The following is a 13,852-nucleotide window of genomic DNA, read 5'->3' as shown; positions in this document are numbered from 1 at the left end:
AAAGGCGCGACAATGAGCAGCGAGCAGAGCAAGCCTACGACCAGGCGACGTTTTCTTCAGACGACGGGAGGCCTGGCCGCGGCCAGCGTCCTGCCCGGATTCAAGTTCCCCAACGTCCATCCCGGAGGCAGCGACGAGATCCGGGTCGCGCTCGTCGGATGCGGCGGACGTGGCAGCGGGGCCGCTGTCAACGCGCTTTCGACGAAATCGGGCCCGATCAAGCTGGTCGCGATGGGCGACGCGTTCGGCGACCGCCTGAACGGCAGCTATGAAAACCTGAACAAGAGCGTCGGCGCCCTTATGGACGTTCCTCCGGACCGGCGGTTTGTCGGGTTCGACGCGTACCAGAAAGCCATGGACTGCCTGCGTCCGGGCGACGTGGTCATCCTGACGACCCCGCCGGCGTTCCGCTGGGTGCACTTCCGGTACGCCATCGACAAGAAGCTCAATGTTTTCATGGAGAAGCCGGTGACTGTCGATGGGCCGACGAGCGTGCGTATGCTGAAGCTGGCCGAAGAAGCCGGTGCAGCAGGCCTAAAGGTCGGCGTCGGCCTGATGTCGCGGCACGCCCCGTGGTTGATCGAACTGCGGGACCGCATCTTGAACGGAGAACTGGGCGAGATCATCATGATGCGCGGTTACCGGATGCACGGGCCTGCGGGTTACTTCGAGTCCACGCCCAAGCCCGAGGGCATCACCGACCTCGACTACCAGATCCGACGGTTCCACAGCTTCCTCTGGGCTAGCGGCGGATGCTACAGCGACTTCTACATCCACATCGTCGACCACCTGTCATGGATGAAGGGCGCGCTGCCCGTTAGCGCTCAAGCCGTGGGCGGGCGGCACTACAAGCAGTCGGTCGAAGGTCAACCGTTCGTCGATCAGAACCTGGACACGTACGCCGTCGAGTACACATATCCCGACGGGACGAAGATGTTCTTCGACGGTCGTTGCGTCGAAGGAGCGATGGGTCGGTACTCGAGCTTCATCCACGGCACGAAGGGGTCGGCGGTCGCATCCCGGGCTAACGACTGCGGCGGACCGTCCGCCATCTATAAGGGTCAGCTGGTTTCGGAGGACGCCGTCACGTGGCAGTCGACCGATCAGACCAACCCGTACCAGAACGAGTGGGACACGCTGATCGAGGCGATCCGGAACGATAAGCCTTACAACGAGGTCAGGTACGGGGTCGAGGCGAGCTTGATTTCGAGCATGGGGCGCATGGCTGCGCACACGGGTCAAGAGATCACGTACGACGCGATGCTGAACTGCGAGCACGAGTTCGCACCCGGACTCGACACCTTGACGGCAGACTCGCCCGCACCGCTCCAACCCGACGAGAAGGGCATGTATCCGATTCCTCGACCGGGCCTCAATCCGACCCGCGAGTATTAAGGCCGCCCTTCAAGACGCGCGCGTACCCTCTCGTCGAAGGGTACGCGCGCAAGACCTTCTTCCAGTCCTTTTCTTCAAGGATCGTCAGGAGTTTGGACAGCGGGTCCGACGTCAGCCCGTCGCGCGCTATGACCGTACCTTGGGCCCGGTTCGTCAAGGCCGTTCCCGTCCGAGGGTCGACGACGTGGGAGTATTGGACACCGTCGATGACCACGAACTGTTCTGTGTCTCCCGAAGAAGAAACGGCGACGTTCGCCAGAGTCATGTCGACCGGTCCGTGGTCGTCGCCTGCGTTCGGCACTCGGATCGTCCACCCTTTCTTTCCGGGTGGCGGGCCGCTGAGGACGATGTCGCCGCCCATTTCCACGAGGGCGCGTCCGATGCCGTTCGCTTTCAAGGTCTTTTGAGCCTCGTCCGCCGCGTAACCTTTCGCGATCCCGCCGAGATCAAGACGCATTCCCGGCGAGAGGAGTTTGACCTTACGGAGGCTCGGGAACAGCCGGACTTTTTGCCAGCCGACGAGCTTGCGGGCGGCCGCGATCGCGCCGGGGTCAGGTAGCTCCGAGGTCTTGCGCGCCTTGCGCCAAAGGGCGACCAACGGTCCGACCGTGACGTCGAAGGCACCGTGCGACCGGCGCGAAACTTCGGACGCCCGCGTCAGGACGACGAACAAGTCCCGTGAGACCTTGACGGGCGCCTGTCCGGCCCTGTCGCACAGCCTCATGAGTTCGCTGTCCTTGCGATAATCGCTCATGACCGAATCGAGTTCGGCGATCCGGGCGAACGCGGCGGTGCAGGCCTTGACGGCCTTGGCTTCGTCCGGGGCGTAGACCACGAGCCGGGCGTCGATCCCCATGTGGTATTCGGTAAAAGTAAACCGTGCGAGATCACCAGTCCCGGACCCTGAAAACGGGAAGGCGGCCCCGGACGTCAAAATGCAAGCGATCATGAAAGACCGGACCCGTGTTCGGGCGATCCGCGCCGCCGTCGCCGTATCCGCCGCAACCTTTGCCGTGACTCTCGTGGTCGATCCTGTGTCCATGGCCCATGCCCGGTCCCGCGGTGCCGAAAACACCCGGCAAGCGCTGGAACCCTATGTCGAGACCCTACCTAAGTCGGTCGTCAAGATCGACATGATCCCGGTCCCTGGAGGGACCGTCAAGATCGGGGACAAGGCGGTCGAGGTCAAGCCGTTCTTCATCGCCAAGACCGAAACGACCTGGGAAGCGTTCGACGTTTTCATCGCCAGTGGACCGGCGTCCAAGGCCTACGATCAGACCGCGTTCGCGCCGGACGCGATCGCACGGCCCAGCAAGAGCTACATCCTTCCGGATCTGGGATGGGGTCACAACGGCTATCCCGCGATCAATCTGAGTTCGACGACGGTCGAGATGTTCTGCCGCTGGCTTTCCGCCGAGACCAAGAAAAAGTACCGCCTGCCGACCGAAGCCGAATGGGAAGTGGCGTGCCGGGGCGGCGAAGGCACCGCATGGTCCGTCAGTGCCGACGACTTGCCGAAGACGGCCTGGTACCTTGGGAACAGCAAGCGCATGACGCACCCGGTCGGCAAAACGGTGCCGAACAAGCTCGGCTTGTACGACATGATCGGGAACACGGGCGAGTGGGCCGTCAGTGCTGACGGAACGGCCCTCGTTTGCGGAGGGACGTTCCTGGATCCGGCGGACAAGCAGTCGCCCCTGACACGAAGACGGTTCGACCCGTCGTGGCAGGAAACCGATCCTCAGATCCCGAAGAGCCGTTGGTGGCTGTCCGACGCTCCATTCGCAGGTTTCCGGATCGTCTGCGAACCCTGAGTCCTAACGGAACCGCTCCCGGGCGGCCCTGTCCAGCTCCTCTTGATGGTCCGGATGGGCGATCGCGATGAGGGCCTCGGCGCGTTGTCGCAAGTTCTTTCCGTAGAGGTCGGCGACTCCATATTCGGTCACCACGAAGTGCACGTGGGCGCGGGTCGTCACGACGCCGGCTCCAGGTTTCAGCATGCCGACGATGCGGGACTCTCCTTTGTTCGTCACGCTCGGCAGGGCGATGATCGGTTTGCCTCCTTCGGAGTACATCGCGCCTCGGATGAAATCCATCTGACCTCCGACCCCGGAATACATCCGGCAGCCGATCGAGTCCGCACAGACCTGACCGGTGACGTCGACTTCGATGGCGGAGTTGATCGCGGTGACCCTTCGGTTGCGACGGATGACGGCCGTGTCGTTGACGTATGCGGCGTCGAGCATGGCGACCAGCGGGTTATCGTCAAGGAAGTCGTAGACGCGCTGCGAGCCGAGGACGAACGTCGCCACGATCTTGCCGGGATGGACGCGTTTCTGCGATCCCGTGACGACGCCCTTCTCGACGAGGTCGACGAGCCCGTCCGAGAACATTTCGGTATGCACGCCAAGGTCCTTGTGGCCGGCCAACGAGGCGATGACCGCGTCGGGAATGGCTCCGATCCCCATTTGCAGCGTGGCCCCGTCTTCGATCAAGCCGGCACAGTGCCGCCCGATCGCGGCTTCGGTCTCACCGGCGGGTTTGCCGAGGACTTCGGGCAACGGCTGGTCGTGTTCCACGATCGATGTCAACGTGTCGACGTGGATCAGACCGTCTCCGTGACTTCGCGGCATGTGGCGGTTCACTTGTGCGATGACACGCTTTGCGGTCTGGACGGCTGCCCGGGTCGCCTCGATCGAGATTCCGAGCGAACAGAACCCGTGCTTGTCCGGAGGGGACACTTGGATCAATGCGGTGTCGATCGGCAAGATGCGGTTTCGGAAGAGCGCGGGCACCTCGCTCAGGAAGACCGGAATGTAGTCGGCCCGGCCCTCGTCGACGGCCTTGCGGGTGTTCGCCCCGACGAAGAGGGCGTTCACGCGGAAGCTCTCCTCCATACCGGGCTCGGCGTACGGAGCCGGGCCCTCGGTGTGCAACTGGACGATCTCGACGCCCCGGAGTTCCGGGGCCCGGTCGCTCATCGCCTTGACAAGTTGTTGGGGCGGCGCGGCCATCCCGTGGATGTAGATCCGTTCTCCGCTGGCGATCGCTTTGACGGCTTGGTCGGCTGAAACGGCTCTTGGGATCGGCACGAAGGAGTGTTACCTTGCGCGCGCCTGCGCGCGAGGGCGGTCTCCAGGACTCGGACGCAAACGACAGGTCTAAATAACCCCGTATTCTTGCGGGCAACTCCCTCAAAGGGCCAAGTGCTACACTGGAAACGGCTGGTTGCTGAAACGATTCAGCAATCCGGTCGAGCTCAAAGGCTGAGCCCAGATTCACTGGAGAATGACGGAGATGAGAACCCTCTTTATCGCCCTTGGAGTCCTGACGGCGGCCGTGTCCTCGGCACAGCTTTCCACGATCAATTCGACGCAGGCCGTCCCGCGCTTTTGGAACGACATTCCGGCCAGCAACCTGACGTTCACGAACGTTTGGCCCGGCGTCGTGATCGACGACCAGAACGTTTCCCGATCGGACGGCGGTTATGCCAACCGCCACGCTTGGTTCCTGTCCAACGACGGTGGGGCGAACCCGTACTTGTTCAACACCTCCTTCACCTACGGGTTCAAAGTGAAGCTCGAAGTCGTCGGCGGCGAGAACAAAGAAGCCGGCGTGATGCTTCTGAACGACCTGAACTACGACCACATCTTCCTGATCAAGACGGGGAACAACGGAGAGGTCGCCGCCTTCGCGGGCGGGTTCCCGTTCTATTCCTTCACGGCACAGTGGGGTGACCACTACGTCACGGGTTCGACCGTCGACATGAGCATCACGTACTTCCTGGATCCGGTCGACAACGTCAACAAAGTGATCTACCGGTTCAACAACCACTTCTCGGGCGCTCTTCCGTGGGCCAACAACGAGGGCTTCATGGGTCCGGACACCAAGGTGGGCGGCTACCTCCAAGTGGTCAACGATCCGAACAACCCGAACAACGCGGGCAAGAGCACTTTCAGCGACATCTACGTGTGCGACGCGAACAAGGTCTTGTCTTCGGCCGTCACCGTCAAACTCGGCAAGAACACCGCGGGTAACAACCGGAGCCTCTTCAAGACCGACGGCGACATGTTCCGCATGTGCCGCTTCGTCGTCCCGAACCAGAACGCGCACCCCGTCAACATCGAAGTCGAAGGCACCTGCAACTACTCGACGCTGTCGGCCCTCGCGTTCCACGTGAACTCGCGCATGGCGAACAGCGGACAGTTCGGTCAGACGCTGGACCTTTACGATTGGAGCATCAGCAACTTCAGCACCACGGACGTCCGCACCGACGCGATCAATACGACCTTGACCGTGCGGGACCTCGCAGCGACCGGCTCGCTGAGCCGCTATCTGAGCCCGGACCAGGTGCTCAAGGCCCGCATCCGCATCAAACCGACCGGCGTCGTTTCCACCCAGAACTGGTGCATGGAAGTCGACGAAGCCAACTTCACGGTCACACCGTGAAGCGACAAGGCTCCCCTAGGGCCTCCTAGGGGAGTCCCCACCGGAGACAGACTCCGATCATGACACTCGTCCCGCTCGCTCTCGCATCGATCACTCTCCCGGTGCAGGGCGAGCCCTTGCTCGACGAGCTCGCCCACAAAGCCTTCGACTATTTTTGGGAGCAGTCGCACCCTTCGACAGGCTTCACGAAAGACCGCGCCGCAAACTTCGTTTCGAGCGATTCGTACACGACGGCCAGCGTCGCGTCCACAGGCTTCGCCTTGTCCGCTTATGCCCTGGGCTCCGAGCGGGGATGGACCGACCGGGCTTCGGCGCTCGCCCGGACACAGGCGACCCTTTATGCGCTCAGGACCGTCTGGCAGAAGAGCCACGGGTGGTACTACCACTTCGTCGATTGGCGGACGGGACAACGCGTTTGGAGTTCGGAAGTGTCATCGATCGATACGGCGATCCTCCTCATGGGGGCCCTCACGGCCGAACGTTACTTCCAGGATCCGGCCGTGACGTCGCACGTCGACGCGATGCTCGCGGCCGTCGACTGGTCGTGGATGCTCACGGACGGAGGTTCGAAGCCCGCTTCCCAGACGTTCTGCATGGGTTGGAAACCCGAATCGGGCTTCTTGCCATATCGCTGGGACACGTACTCCGAACTGATGGGCCTCTACCTCTTGGCCCTTGGCCATTGGCCCTCCATGCCCGCCAATTGCTGGACGGCCTGGACGCGTCCTCAAGTGTCGTACGACGGCTACCACATGCTCGTCGGCGGACCCCTCTTCATGCACCAGATGTCGCACGTGTTCTTCAGCTTTCAGAACACGCGGGACGGCCTGGGTTACGACTATTGGGGAGAGGGTCGGCAAGCGACCTTGGCGAACCGGAAATACTGCATCAACAACCCGAAGCACTATGCGGGGTTCTCCGACGTGTTCTGGGGCTTGTCGGCGGGCGATACGCCTGACGGCTACATGGCGCTCGGGGCACCAGGCAACATCGTCGACAATGGGACGGTCGTCCCGACGAGCGCCGTCGCCAGCGTCATGTTCACTCCGCTCGAGAGCCAAGCCGCCGCGGCGCACTTCAAGTCGGCCTATCCATCGGCCTACGGAAAGTACGGCTTTGCGAACGGGATCAACCCCGGACGGAACTGGCGCAGTCCCGACGTGATCGGCATCGATCTCGGAATGATGATGCTCGGCATCGCCGACTTCCAAGACCACTTCGCGCACCGATGGTTCATGTCCCATCCCGTGCCGAGGACGGGGATGGCGAGGGTCGGGTTTAAGGCTTACAAGCCGCTCGGAAGTTCCGGCCCGAAGAGCGGTGGCTAGCCCAGGGAAGCCCCGTTCGTCGCGATGACTTCGGAGAACCATCGGGCCGAGTCTTTCACCGTCCGTTTTTGAGTCGCGTAGTCGACGTGGACGAGGCCGAACCGTTGCCGATATCCGTCCGCCCACTCGAAATTGTCGAGAAGCGACCAGTGGAGGTATCCGAGGACGTCGGAACCGTCGCCGATGGCCCGTCGGGCCTGGCGCAAGTACCGTCTCAAGAACTCGGTCCGTTGCGGATCGTGGACGGCACCGTCTTCGGACACCCAGTCCATGTTCGATAGCCCGTTTTCCGTGACCATCATCGGAAGCCCGTACCTCTCGGTGTGGAAGCGCAACGTCCAGTAGAGGCCTTCGGGGCGGACCGGCCAATCGAACAGCGTGCGAGGCATTCCGGGCGGGTCGGGCACCGTCTCGGGACGGCCGTCGGCGCCTGCACGGACCAGTTCGCCGGAATAGTAGTTCAACCCCAGATAGTCCAGGGGTCGGTGCATCGTGTCGAGGTCTTCGGCGGTGACGCCGACGGACCGATGGGAGAGCGCCGACTCGATGTCTTCTGGCCACTCTCCTTTCAGAACGGGGTCGAGGAGCAGTCTTTGCTGCCAAAACTTGCGACCGTTGTTCGAGTCTCCGAACGTATAGGACCTTGCGGCTTCGACGTCGGCCGGGTCTTCGGTCGCAGGAACGCCGACGACGCAGTGGGGCGCGTAGCTCACGCGACAGTCCGGTCCGCTGGCGGCCCGGACCGCTTGGACCCCTAAGCCATGAGCGAGCAACGCCTGTTTGAGGGCGAGGAAGAACTCGTACGCCGAGCCCCTTACTCCTGGCGCGTGCGAGCCCTCGACGTGCCCTAAGACAAGGAAGATGCCGGGTTCGTTCAGAGTGAACCAATCCTGGACACGGTCGGCCAGCCTTCGGGCGACGACCGACGCGTATTCTGCGAACCAGCGGGGCGAATCCGGGTTCCACCACCCTCCTTCCAGGAACAACGAATACGGATAGTCCCAATGGAACAGGGTCGCGTAGGGCCGGATGCCGGCCTCGAGCAGTTCGTCGACGAGCTTGTCGTAGAACTCCAGTCCTCGAACATTGACGGTTCCGCGGCCTTCGGGAACGACGCGGGGCCAGGATACGGAGAAGCGATAGCCTTGAAGTCCAAGGCCCCGCATCAAGGCGACGTCGTCACGGAAGCGGTGGACATGGTCGCACGCCTGATCGCCGGTGTGCCCTTGGAACACGGCGCCTGGTCGCCTGCAGAACTCGTCCCAGACGCTTGGGCCTTTCCCATCGGCGTCATGGGAGCCCTCGATCTGGTACGCCGCCGTCGCCGCTCCCCAGACGAAGTCGTTCGGAAACCCGCTCACTTCAAACCCGTCATCGCGATGCCTTTCACGAAATAGCGTTGTCCGACGAAGAAGATCAGCACCAGTGGGACGGTCACCAGCACGCTTCCCGCCATGATGAGGTGCCACGGCGACGTGGTCTGCATCGAGTTGTACGTGTTCAGCCCTAACTCCAACGTTTGCTTCTGGGGATCGTTAAGATAGATGAGCGGCCCCATGAAGTCGCGCCACGCGCCGATGAACGTGAAGATCCCGACCGTCGCGAGCGCCGGCCCGCACAGCGGCATCAGGACGCGGGAGTAGATCGTCCAATGCCCGGCTCCGTCCATCTTGGCCGCCTCGTCCAGTTCTTTCGGGACGCCCAACAGGTATTGGCGCAGCAGGAAGACGTTGAAGGCGCCGCCTCCCAGGAACGCAGGCACGGTGAGGGGCAAGAACGTGTCGACCCATCGCAGTTCCTTCAACATGACGTAGGTCGGGATCATCGTGACGACTCCCGGCAGCATCATCGTGCTCAGTAGCACCATAAAGAGGCGGTCACGGCCGACGAAGCGCAACCTGGCGAAAGCGTACGCCACAAGCGACGCACTGAAGACTGTCCCCACTGTGGCCACTGTCGCGATGAAAAGCGTGTTCCGGAACAGTGTGAAAAAACTGAGGTTCGGGTTGACGAGCACCGTCCGGAAATTGTCCAAAGTCGGAGCCGCCGGCGGAGCGAACGGTGGCGTCGTCGAGAGCTCGGCGGGTGTTTTCGCCGCCATGAAGACGGAGACAAGGAACGGCATCAGAAAGAGGGCGCTTCCGACCGCCAAGAGGACGGAGACGAGCACCTTGACGGCCCTTTCTGACATCACTTGTCACCCTCGTAGTACACGAACTTGTTGAGCCGCCATTGAAGCAGAGTGAACACGAGAATGACGGCGAAGAGGATCCAGGCCAGGGCCGAGGCGTAGCCCATTCTGAGGTTCTCAAAGGCCTGCGAGTACAGGTGCAGGATGTAAAAACGGGTCGCGTCTCCGGGACCGCCGCCCGTCATGACGAACGCCTGCGTGAACGTCTGGAAGCTGCCGATGACTCCCGTAATGAGGCAGAAAAAGAGGGACGGAGCCAACATCGGCACCGTGACGGCCAAGAAGCGTCGCCATGGTCCGGCACCATCGAGCGTCGCCGCCTCGTGATAGTGCTGTGGGATCCCTTGAAGCCCGGCCAGGAGGATCACCATGGCCCCACCGGCCGTCCACAACGACATGAGGATCAGCGAGGGCAAGGCGAGCGTCTCGTCTCCCAACCAGTTGGCCGGGCCAGGCTTGTGGGTCCAGGTCGTGAGCAGACTGCCGATCCCGAACAGGTCGCCTCGACCGTCCGGGCCATAGATCGCGGCGTTCAACAGTCCACCGTCGGCCTGAAAGACCTTCTTGTAGACGAGGCACGTCGCGACCGTGCTGGCCAAGGCCGGAAGGTAGAAACACGTCCGGAACAAGGGGACGCCCCGGACCTTGACGTTAAGTAAGAGCGCCATTGCGAGGGAGACGACGAGCCCGAGAGGGACGGACAAGGCCGTATACACGACGCTGACTTTGAGCGAGTTCCAAAACCGCGGGTCCTGAGTGAACGCTTCGGCGAAATTCCCGCCGCCCCGCCATTTCGCTGCCGTCACGATGTCCCAGTCGGTCGTACTCAGCAAGAGCGAGAACAGCATCGGGCCTGCACAGAACGCGACCATGCCGACGATCCACGGAGACACGAACGCATAGGCCGCACGGTTTTCCGCACGTTCGCTTCGCGTCCGCCGCCCGCGCGAAGAGGGCAGGTAGACCCACGCGACGAGCAAGCCCGCGACGATCAGGCCCGCCCCCAGTCCGGAACGCCAGTCGAAGAGCGGAAGCCGCTCCTGCTTCAGGATCTGTGACAAGCGCGAGTTCGCTTGCCCTTGTCCTTCGTCGATCGCGGCCTGAGCACTCTTCGAGCCGCTCATGATCGAGTCGACTTTGGACTCGACGAACGTGTTGATTTCGGCGTAGCACTCGGCCGTCGGGTCGACGACGACGTAAGGGACGGCCTGGTCCGTCACCTTGCGGCTCGGGGGATACCGCTGCTCTTCAGGCGTGTTCGGGCCCGGAACCCACGGCTCTTCCAAGGCCAACTTGCGGATCGCAGGCTGGGCGAGTCCGGCTTGGGCCATGAGGCGCATTGCGGGGGGTCCCGCCATCCACGTGGTGAGCAACCAGGCCTCCTTCGGGTGCCGGGTCGAAGCCATGACCGCATACCCGGAGCCGCCCGTGGGCGCAGCACGGACGACCCGGCCCGTCGCCTGGTCGATGTGGCCGGGGGCGAGCGTGACGTCCCACTCGAAAAACTCTTTCGTACCCGGTTTGAGGACTTGTCGGAATCCGGGCACCGACCACATTCCGCCTTGGAACATCGCCGCACGTTGTTGAAGGAACAACTGGTCCGAACTCGTTTGGAGGACCGACGTGATCTCGGTCGACGCCGGAATCCAATGCTTCTTCAATCCCAAGTCGGCGACCCATTGATAGGCGCGGACGACGCGCGGGTCGTCCCAGGTCCACCGGGTCGGGTCGACAGGGTCGTCGACATAGCGCGCTCCCTGGGAATACACGACCGTGTCCGCGAACGCACGCGTCCAGGCCGGAACGAAACCCCATTGGACGACTTTGCCTTTGGCGTCGAACTTGGTCAGCTTTTGCATGACCCATGTGAAGTCCTTGTCCCTAAGTTCAGGGCGAGGCTCCCAATCCCACGTCCACGTCCCGTCCGGATCGGGGATCCCGGCTTCTCGGAAAAGCCGCTTGTTGTAGAACACGATCCCGATCGGAGCGATGTCCCGGGGAAGGACGTACAGCCGGCCCTGGTAACGCATGGCGTCGACGATCGGCCTGTAATACTCCTCGATCTTGACGTCAGGCGTTTGCGCAAAGAAGGGATCGAGGGGGAGCAAGCCGCCTCGCTTGGCGAAGCGTTGGAAGCCCTTGGGCTCCATCATGGCGACGTCCGGCGCGGCGTTGGCGGCGTACCCCGCCAAGAGCTTCTGGGCGAACGCGCCATAGGGGACGTTTTCGAGCTTGACCTTGATGTCGGGATGCGCCCGTTCGAACCCCCTGACGGCTTCCCGGATGACGCCAAGCCCGGCGTCTCCGTCCCATACGGCGAAGCGCACGGTCACGGTCGCACGGGACGCCGCGCTCGCGAGGAGGGCGCTACCGAGGCACCACGCGAAGCGGACGCCTCGTCGCATCCCCCTCCTTTGTGGCGCGCAAACCGATCCTCGCGACCCCCTTCTTGACCAAGGGGTGGGACATGAACCACTTATGGACGATGTCGTCCTTCGCGTTCTGGACCGCCAGGAGCATTTGACCAAGGTCGATGCCGATAACGTCCGGCGATTGCCAATCTTTGGTCGGATTGAACGCGATCGTAAAGCCGTACCGTCCCAAAGTCCGAGGATAGGCCGCACGGATCGCAGACGCACCCTCGTAGGCTTGGTCTGGAGCGAACATCACGCACGCGACCGTGCTCGAAGGGGCCAGTGTCCCGTCGTCGTCGATCCAGCCGGGCGCTCCGTAGGCCCGATAACCCTCCGGGCCGTCGCTCGCCGAGAGGCCCCAGACTTTCGACGAGTAGCCCTTCATGCCCTTGGGGTTGTCCGAACAGTAGTCCCGGTTCGCTAGGACAGCGTTCCGGCTGGATACCCAATAGTCGAACCCTTCCGGATCGCGCAGACCTTTGAAATCGACGAAAACGTGCGACATCACGTGAAGGAAGATCGAGCCGCCCACGAAGAATTCGCGGTCGCGGTACGTCACGATCGGCTTCTTGATCTTGGCCCACGAGTCTTGCGGCATGTCCGGATAGCCGCCGTAGGCGAGGACATAGAGCAGGGGAAGTTCGCAGTATCCGGCCCAACGAGACTCGAGGAACCCGGTTTCGGGCTTCCATCCGTGTCCGATGAATCGTTCGGCCGGTCGCGCACCGCCGTCCGTGAGGGCCCACTTCCATTCGACGGCCTTAAGGATCTGCCCCGACCGCGCGGTGACCTCTTTGTCCCTGAGCGCCTGCTCCGCCACGATCATGCCGCACAGGAAGATGCCCGTGTCGATCGTCGACACTTCGCTCTGCCACTGCCTTTCACCCGTTTTCCAGTCCAGCCAGTGGTAGTACCAACCGTGTTCCTTCGGAGCCCGCTCTTGGACCGATCTGAGGGTCGTCCGCACCCTGGAAACGGCCTCTTTGCGGGTCATCCAACCCCGCTCGGCGGCAATGGCGTATGCCGACAGCGCGAACCCCGTCGAGGCGATGCTGGCGACGTTATAACCGCCGGACTCGCCGTTTTGGTTCCGCTCGCGGTCGAGCGTGAAGCCGGTCTGTGGACCGGACTGTTCGCAGAAATAACGGACCGCCTTCTTCGACAGGTCGTCGAAGAAGGCGGCGTCCAAAGCCCTCGCGTCAGGGCGGGCCGAGATCGCAGCGGCAGCGACGAGGAGCGACATGCCTTCTGTCCTCAGTACGGAAGGGTCTTACAGAACGTGTCGATCCAAGAGATGTCGGCCGTACCGTTGCCGATGCGGTAGTTCCGATAGTCGGCGCCACGATCGTAGCTCCACATGTTCAAGGAACCCGGCTGACCGCACGTCGAACGCATCGTCGTCATCTTGGCGTGCGAGTCGAGGAAGATCACGATCATCGCCTTGTCGTCACGCTTTCCGCCTCCCCAGTTGGGGACTTTCCACTTGTAGTTTCCACCCGGGCAACCGCTCGGTTGATGGGTCTCGTCGCACCAGGGCATCCACGGCCCATAGTCGCGGTACTTGTCCTTGTTCTCGCCGATCACCAGAGAGTTCGCCGGCTGCTCGTAGGCGCCGAAAGCCAGGTCGGACTGGTCTTGCCAGTTGTAGGTCAAGTGGAACGGCCTGTAGTAGAAGTAGCCGCGGGGAAAGACCGGCTTGACCGGGTTCGGCCCTTCGCCGTACTCGTCCGGGAACGCGGCGAACGGATTGACCGGATCCTTGAAAATGTCCTGGTTCTTGATGTACGGGACGAGCGCGTGCTTCCAGCTCTTCGCCCGGTCCTCCATGTACGCCGTCTTGAACATGATGTCGTCGTTATCGCTCAAGTACATATGGATGGCCGTGCCGATCTGCTTGGTGTTCGAGACACCGACGATGATCTTGGCCGACTCTTTGGCCTTGGCGAAGACAGGGAAGAGGATGGCTGCGAGAATGGCGATAATGGCGATCACCACCAGGAGCTCGATAAGTGTGAAGGCACGGTTGCGTTTCATGGTCGTTTCTCGATAGGCGCCGGGCCCGCGCGACGTCGGGC

The 13,852-nt window shown here is 62.5% G+C and carries 11 protein-coding genes; 4 read left to right on the top strand and 7 right to left on the bottom strand.

Going from position 1 to position 13,852, the window contains the following annotated elements; translation table 11 throughout:
- Nucleotides 1-12: 12 nt before the first annotated feature.
- A complete protein-coding gene (locus tag JST30_09570; protein MBS1714570.1) occupies nucleotides 13-1,395 on the top strand; it encodes a Gfo/Idh/MocA family oxidoreductase in 1,383 nt (460 codons plus the stop codon).
- On the opposite strand, the gene JST30_09565 is transcribed toward JST30_09570, so the two are convergent.
- Complete coding sequence (locus JST30_09565) at nucleotides 1,373-2,344, bottom strand: FAD:protein FMN transferase (GenBank protein ID MBS1714569.1); 972 nt, start codon at nucleotides 2,342-2,344, stop codon at nucleotides 1,373-1,375. The two genes, JST30_09570 and JST30_09565, sit on opposite strands and share 23 nt — an antisense overlap.
- Between JST30_09565 and JST30_09560 the strand changes: the two genes are divergently transcribed.
- Nucleotides 2,343-3,209, top strand: coding sequence for an SUMF1/EgtB/PvdO family nonheme iron enzyme (locus JST30_09560; GenBank protein MBS1714568.1), 867 nt, complete (start codon nucleotides 2,343-2,345; stop codon nucleotides 3,207-3,209). The two genes, JST30_09565 and JST30_09560, sit on opposite strands and share 2 nt — an antisense overlap.
- A 3-nt stretch (nucleotides 3,210-3,212) precedes the next feature.
- On the opposite strand, the gene JST30_09555 is transcribed toward JST30_09560, so the two are convergent.
- Nucleotides 3,213-4,481 (bottom strand): acetyl-CoA hydrolase/transferase family protein, encoded by a 1,269-nt coding sequence (locus JST30_09555; GenBank protein MBS1714567.1) that lies wholly within the window; start codon nucleotides 4,479-4,481, stop codon nucleotides 3,213-3,215.
- A gap of 211 nt (nucleotides 4,482-4,692) precedes the next feature.
- Between JST30_09555 and JST30_09550 the strand changes: the two genes are divergently transcribed.
- Nucleotides 4,693-5,844 carry a hypothetical protein gene (locus JST30_09550; GenBank protein ID MBS1714566.1) on the top strand — a complete coding sequence of 384 codons (1,152 nt, stop codon included), beginning with the start codon at nucleotides 4,693-4,695 and terminating at the stop codon, nucleotides 5,842-5,844.
- Nucleotides 5,845-5,903: 59 nt separating this feature from the next.
- Entirely contained in the window at nucleotides 5,904-7,172 is a 1,269-nt protein-coding gene (locus JST30_09545) for a hypothetical protein (protein ID MBS1714565.1), read from the top strand.
- On the opposite strand, the gene JST30_09540 is transcribed toward JST30_09545, so the two are convergent.
- From JST30_09540 to JST30_09520, 5 genes are read right to left on the bottom strand one after another with little or no spacing between them, the layout of a single operon-like run.
- Nucleotides 7,169-8,533 carry a beta-glucosidase gene (locus JST30_09540; protein MBS1714564.1) on the bottom strand — a complete coding sequence of 455 codons (1,365 nt, stop codon included), beginning with the start codon at nucleotides 8,531-8,533 and terminating at the stop codon, nucleotides 7,169-7,171. The genes JST30_09545 and JST30_09540 overlap by 4 nt on opposite strands.
- Nucleotides 8,530-9,363, bottom strand: coding sequence for a carbohydrate ABC transporter permease (locus JST30_09535; GenBank protein MBS1714563.1), 834 nt, complete (start codon nucleotides 9,361-9,363; stop codon nucleotides 8,530-8,532). The genes JST30_09540 and JST30_09535 overlap by 4 nt, the downstream gene beginning before the upstream one ends.
- On the bottom strand, nucleotides 9,363-11,768 hold the full coding sequence (locus JST30_09530; GenBank protein ID MBS1714562.1) for an extracellular solute-binding protein: 2,406 nt from the start codon (nucleotides 11,766-11,768) through the stop codon (nucleotides 9,363-9,365). Before JST30_09530 ends, JST30_09535 begins: the two co-directional genes overlap by 1 nt.
- Complete coding sequence (locus JST30_09525) at nucleotides 11,731-13,020, bottom strand: hypothetical protein (GenBank protein ID MBS1714561.1); 1,290 nt, start codon at nucleotides 13,018-13,020, stop codon at nucleotides 11,731-11,733. The genes JST30_09530 and JST30_09525 overlap by 38 nt, the downstream gene beginning before the upstream one ends.
- Nucleotides 13,021-13,031: 11 nt before the next feature.
- Nucleotides 13,032-13,811, bottom strand: a complete 780-nt coding sequence (locus JST30_09520) for a prepilin-type N-terminal cleavage/methylation domain-containing protein (GenBank protein ID MBS1714560.1) — start codon at nucleotides 13,809-13,811, stop codon at nucleotides 13,032-13,034.
- Between the last annotated feature and the right edge of the window lie 41 nt (nucleotides 13,812-13,852).

The sequence above is a fragment of the Armatimonadota bacterium genome (assembly GCA_018268395.1).
Taxonomy (GTDB): Bacteria; Armatimonadota; Fimbriimonadia; order Fimbriimonadales; family Fimbriimonadaceae; genus JAEURO01.
Note: the sequence above shows the minus strand (reverse complement) of the source record. Positions and strands in the feature narration are given on the sequence as shown.

Coding starts and splice junctions, on each gene's coding strand:
- JST30_09570 (MBS1714570.1), top strand. CDS start 13: ATGAGCAGCGAGCAGAGCAAGCCTACGACCAGGCGACGTTTTCTTCAG.
- JST30_09560 (MBS1714568.1), top strand. CDS start 2,343: ATGAAAGACCGGACCCGTGTTCGGGCGATCCGCGCCGCCGTCGCCGTA.
- JST30_09565 (MBS1714569.1), bottom strand. CDS start 2,344: ATGATCGCTTGCATTTTGACGTCCGGGGCCGCCTTCCCGTTTTCAGGG.
- JST30_09550 (MBS1714566.1), top strand. CDS start 4,693: ATGAGAACCCTCTTTATCGCCCTTGGAGTCCTGACGGCGGCCGTGTCC.
- JST30_09545 (MBS1714565.1), top strand. CDS start 5,904: ATGACACTCGTCCCGCTCGCTCTCGCATCGATCACTCTCCCGGTGCAG.
- JST30_09535 (MBS1714563.1), bottom strand. CDS start 9,363: ATGTCAGAAAGGGCCGTCAAGGTGCTCGTCTCCGTCCTCTTGGCGGTC.
- JST30_09530 (MBS1714562.1), bottom strand. CDS start 11,768: ATGCGACGAGGCGTCCGCTTCGCGTGGTGCCTCGGTAGCGCCCTCCTC.
- JST30_09525 (MBS1714561.1), bottom strand. CDS start 13,020: ATGTCGCTCCTCGTCGCTGCCGCTGCGATCTCGGCCCGCCCTGACGCG.
- JST30_09520 (MBS1714560.1), bottom strand. CDS start 13,811: ATGAAACGCAACCGTGCCTTCACACTTATCGAGCTCCTGGTGGTGATC.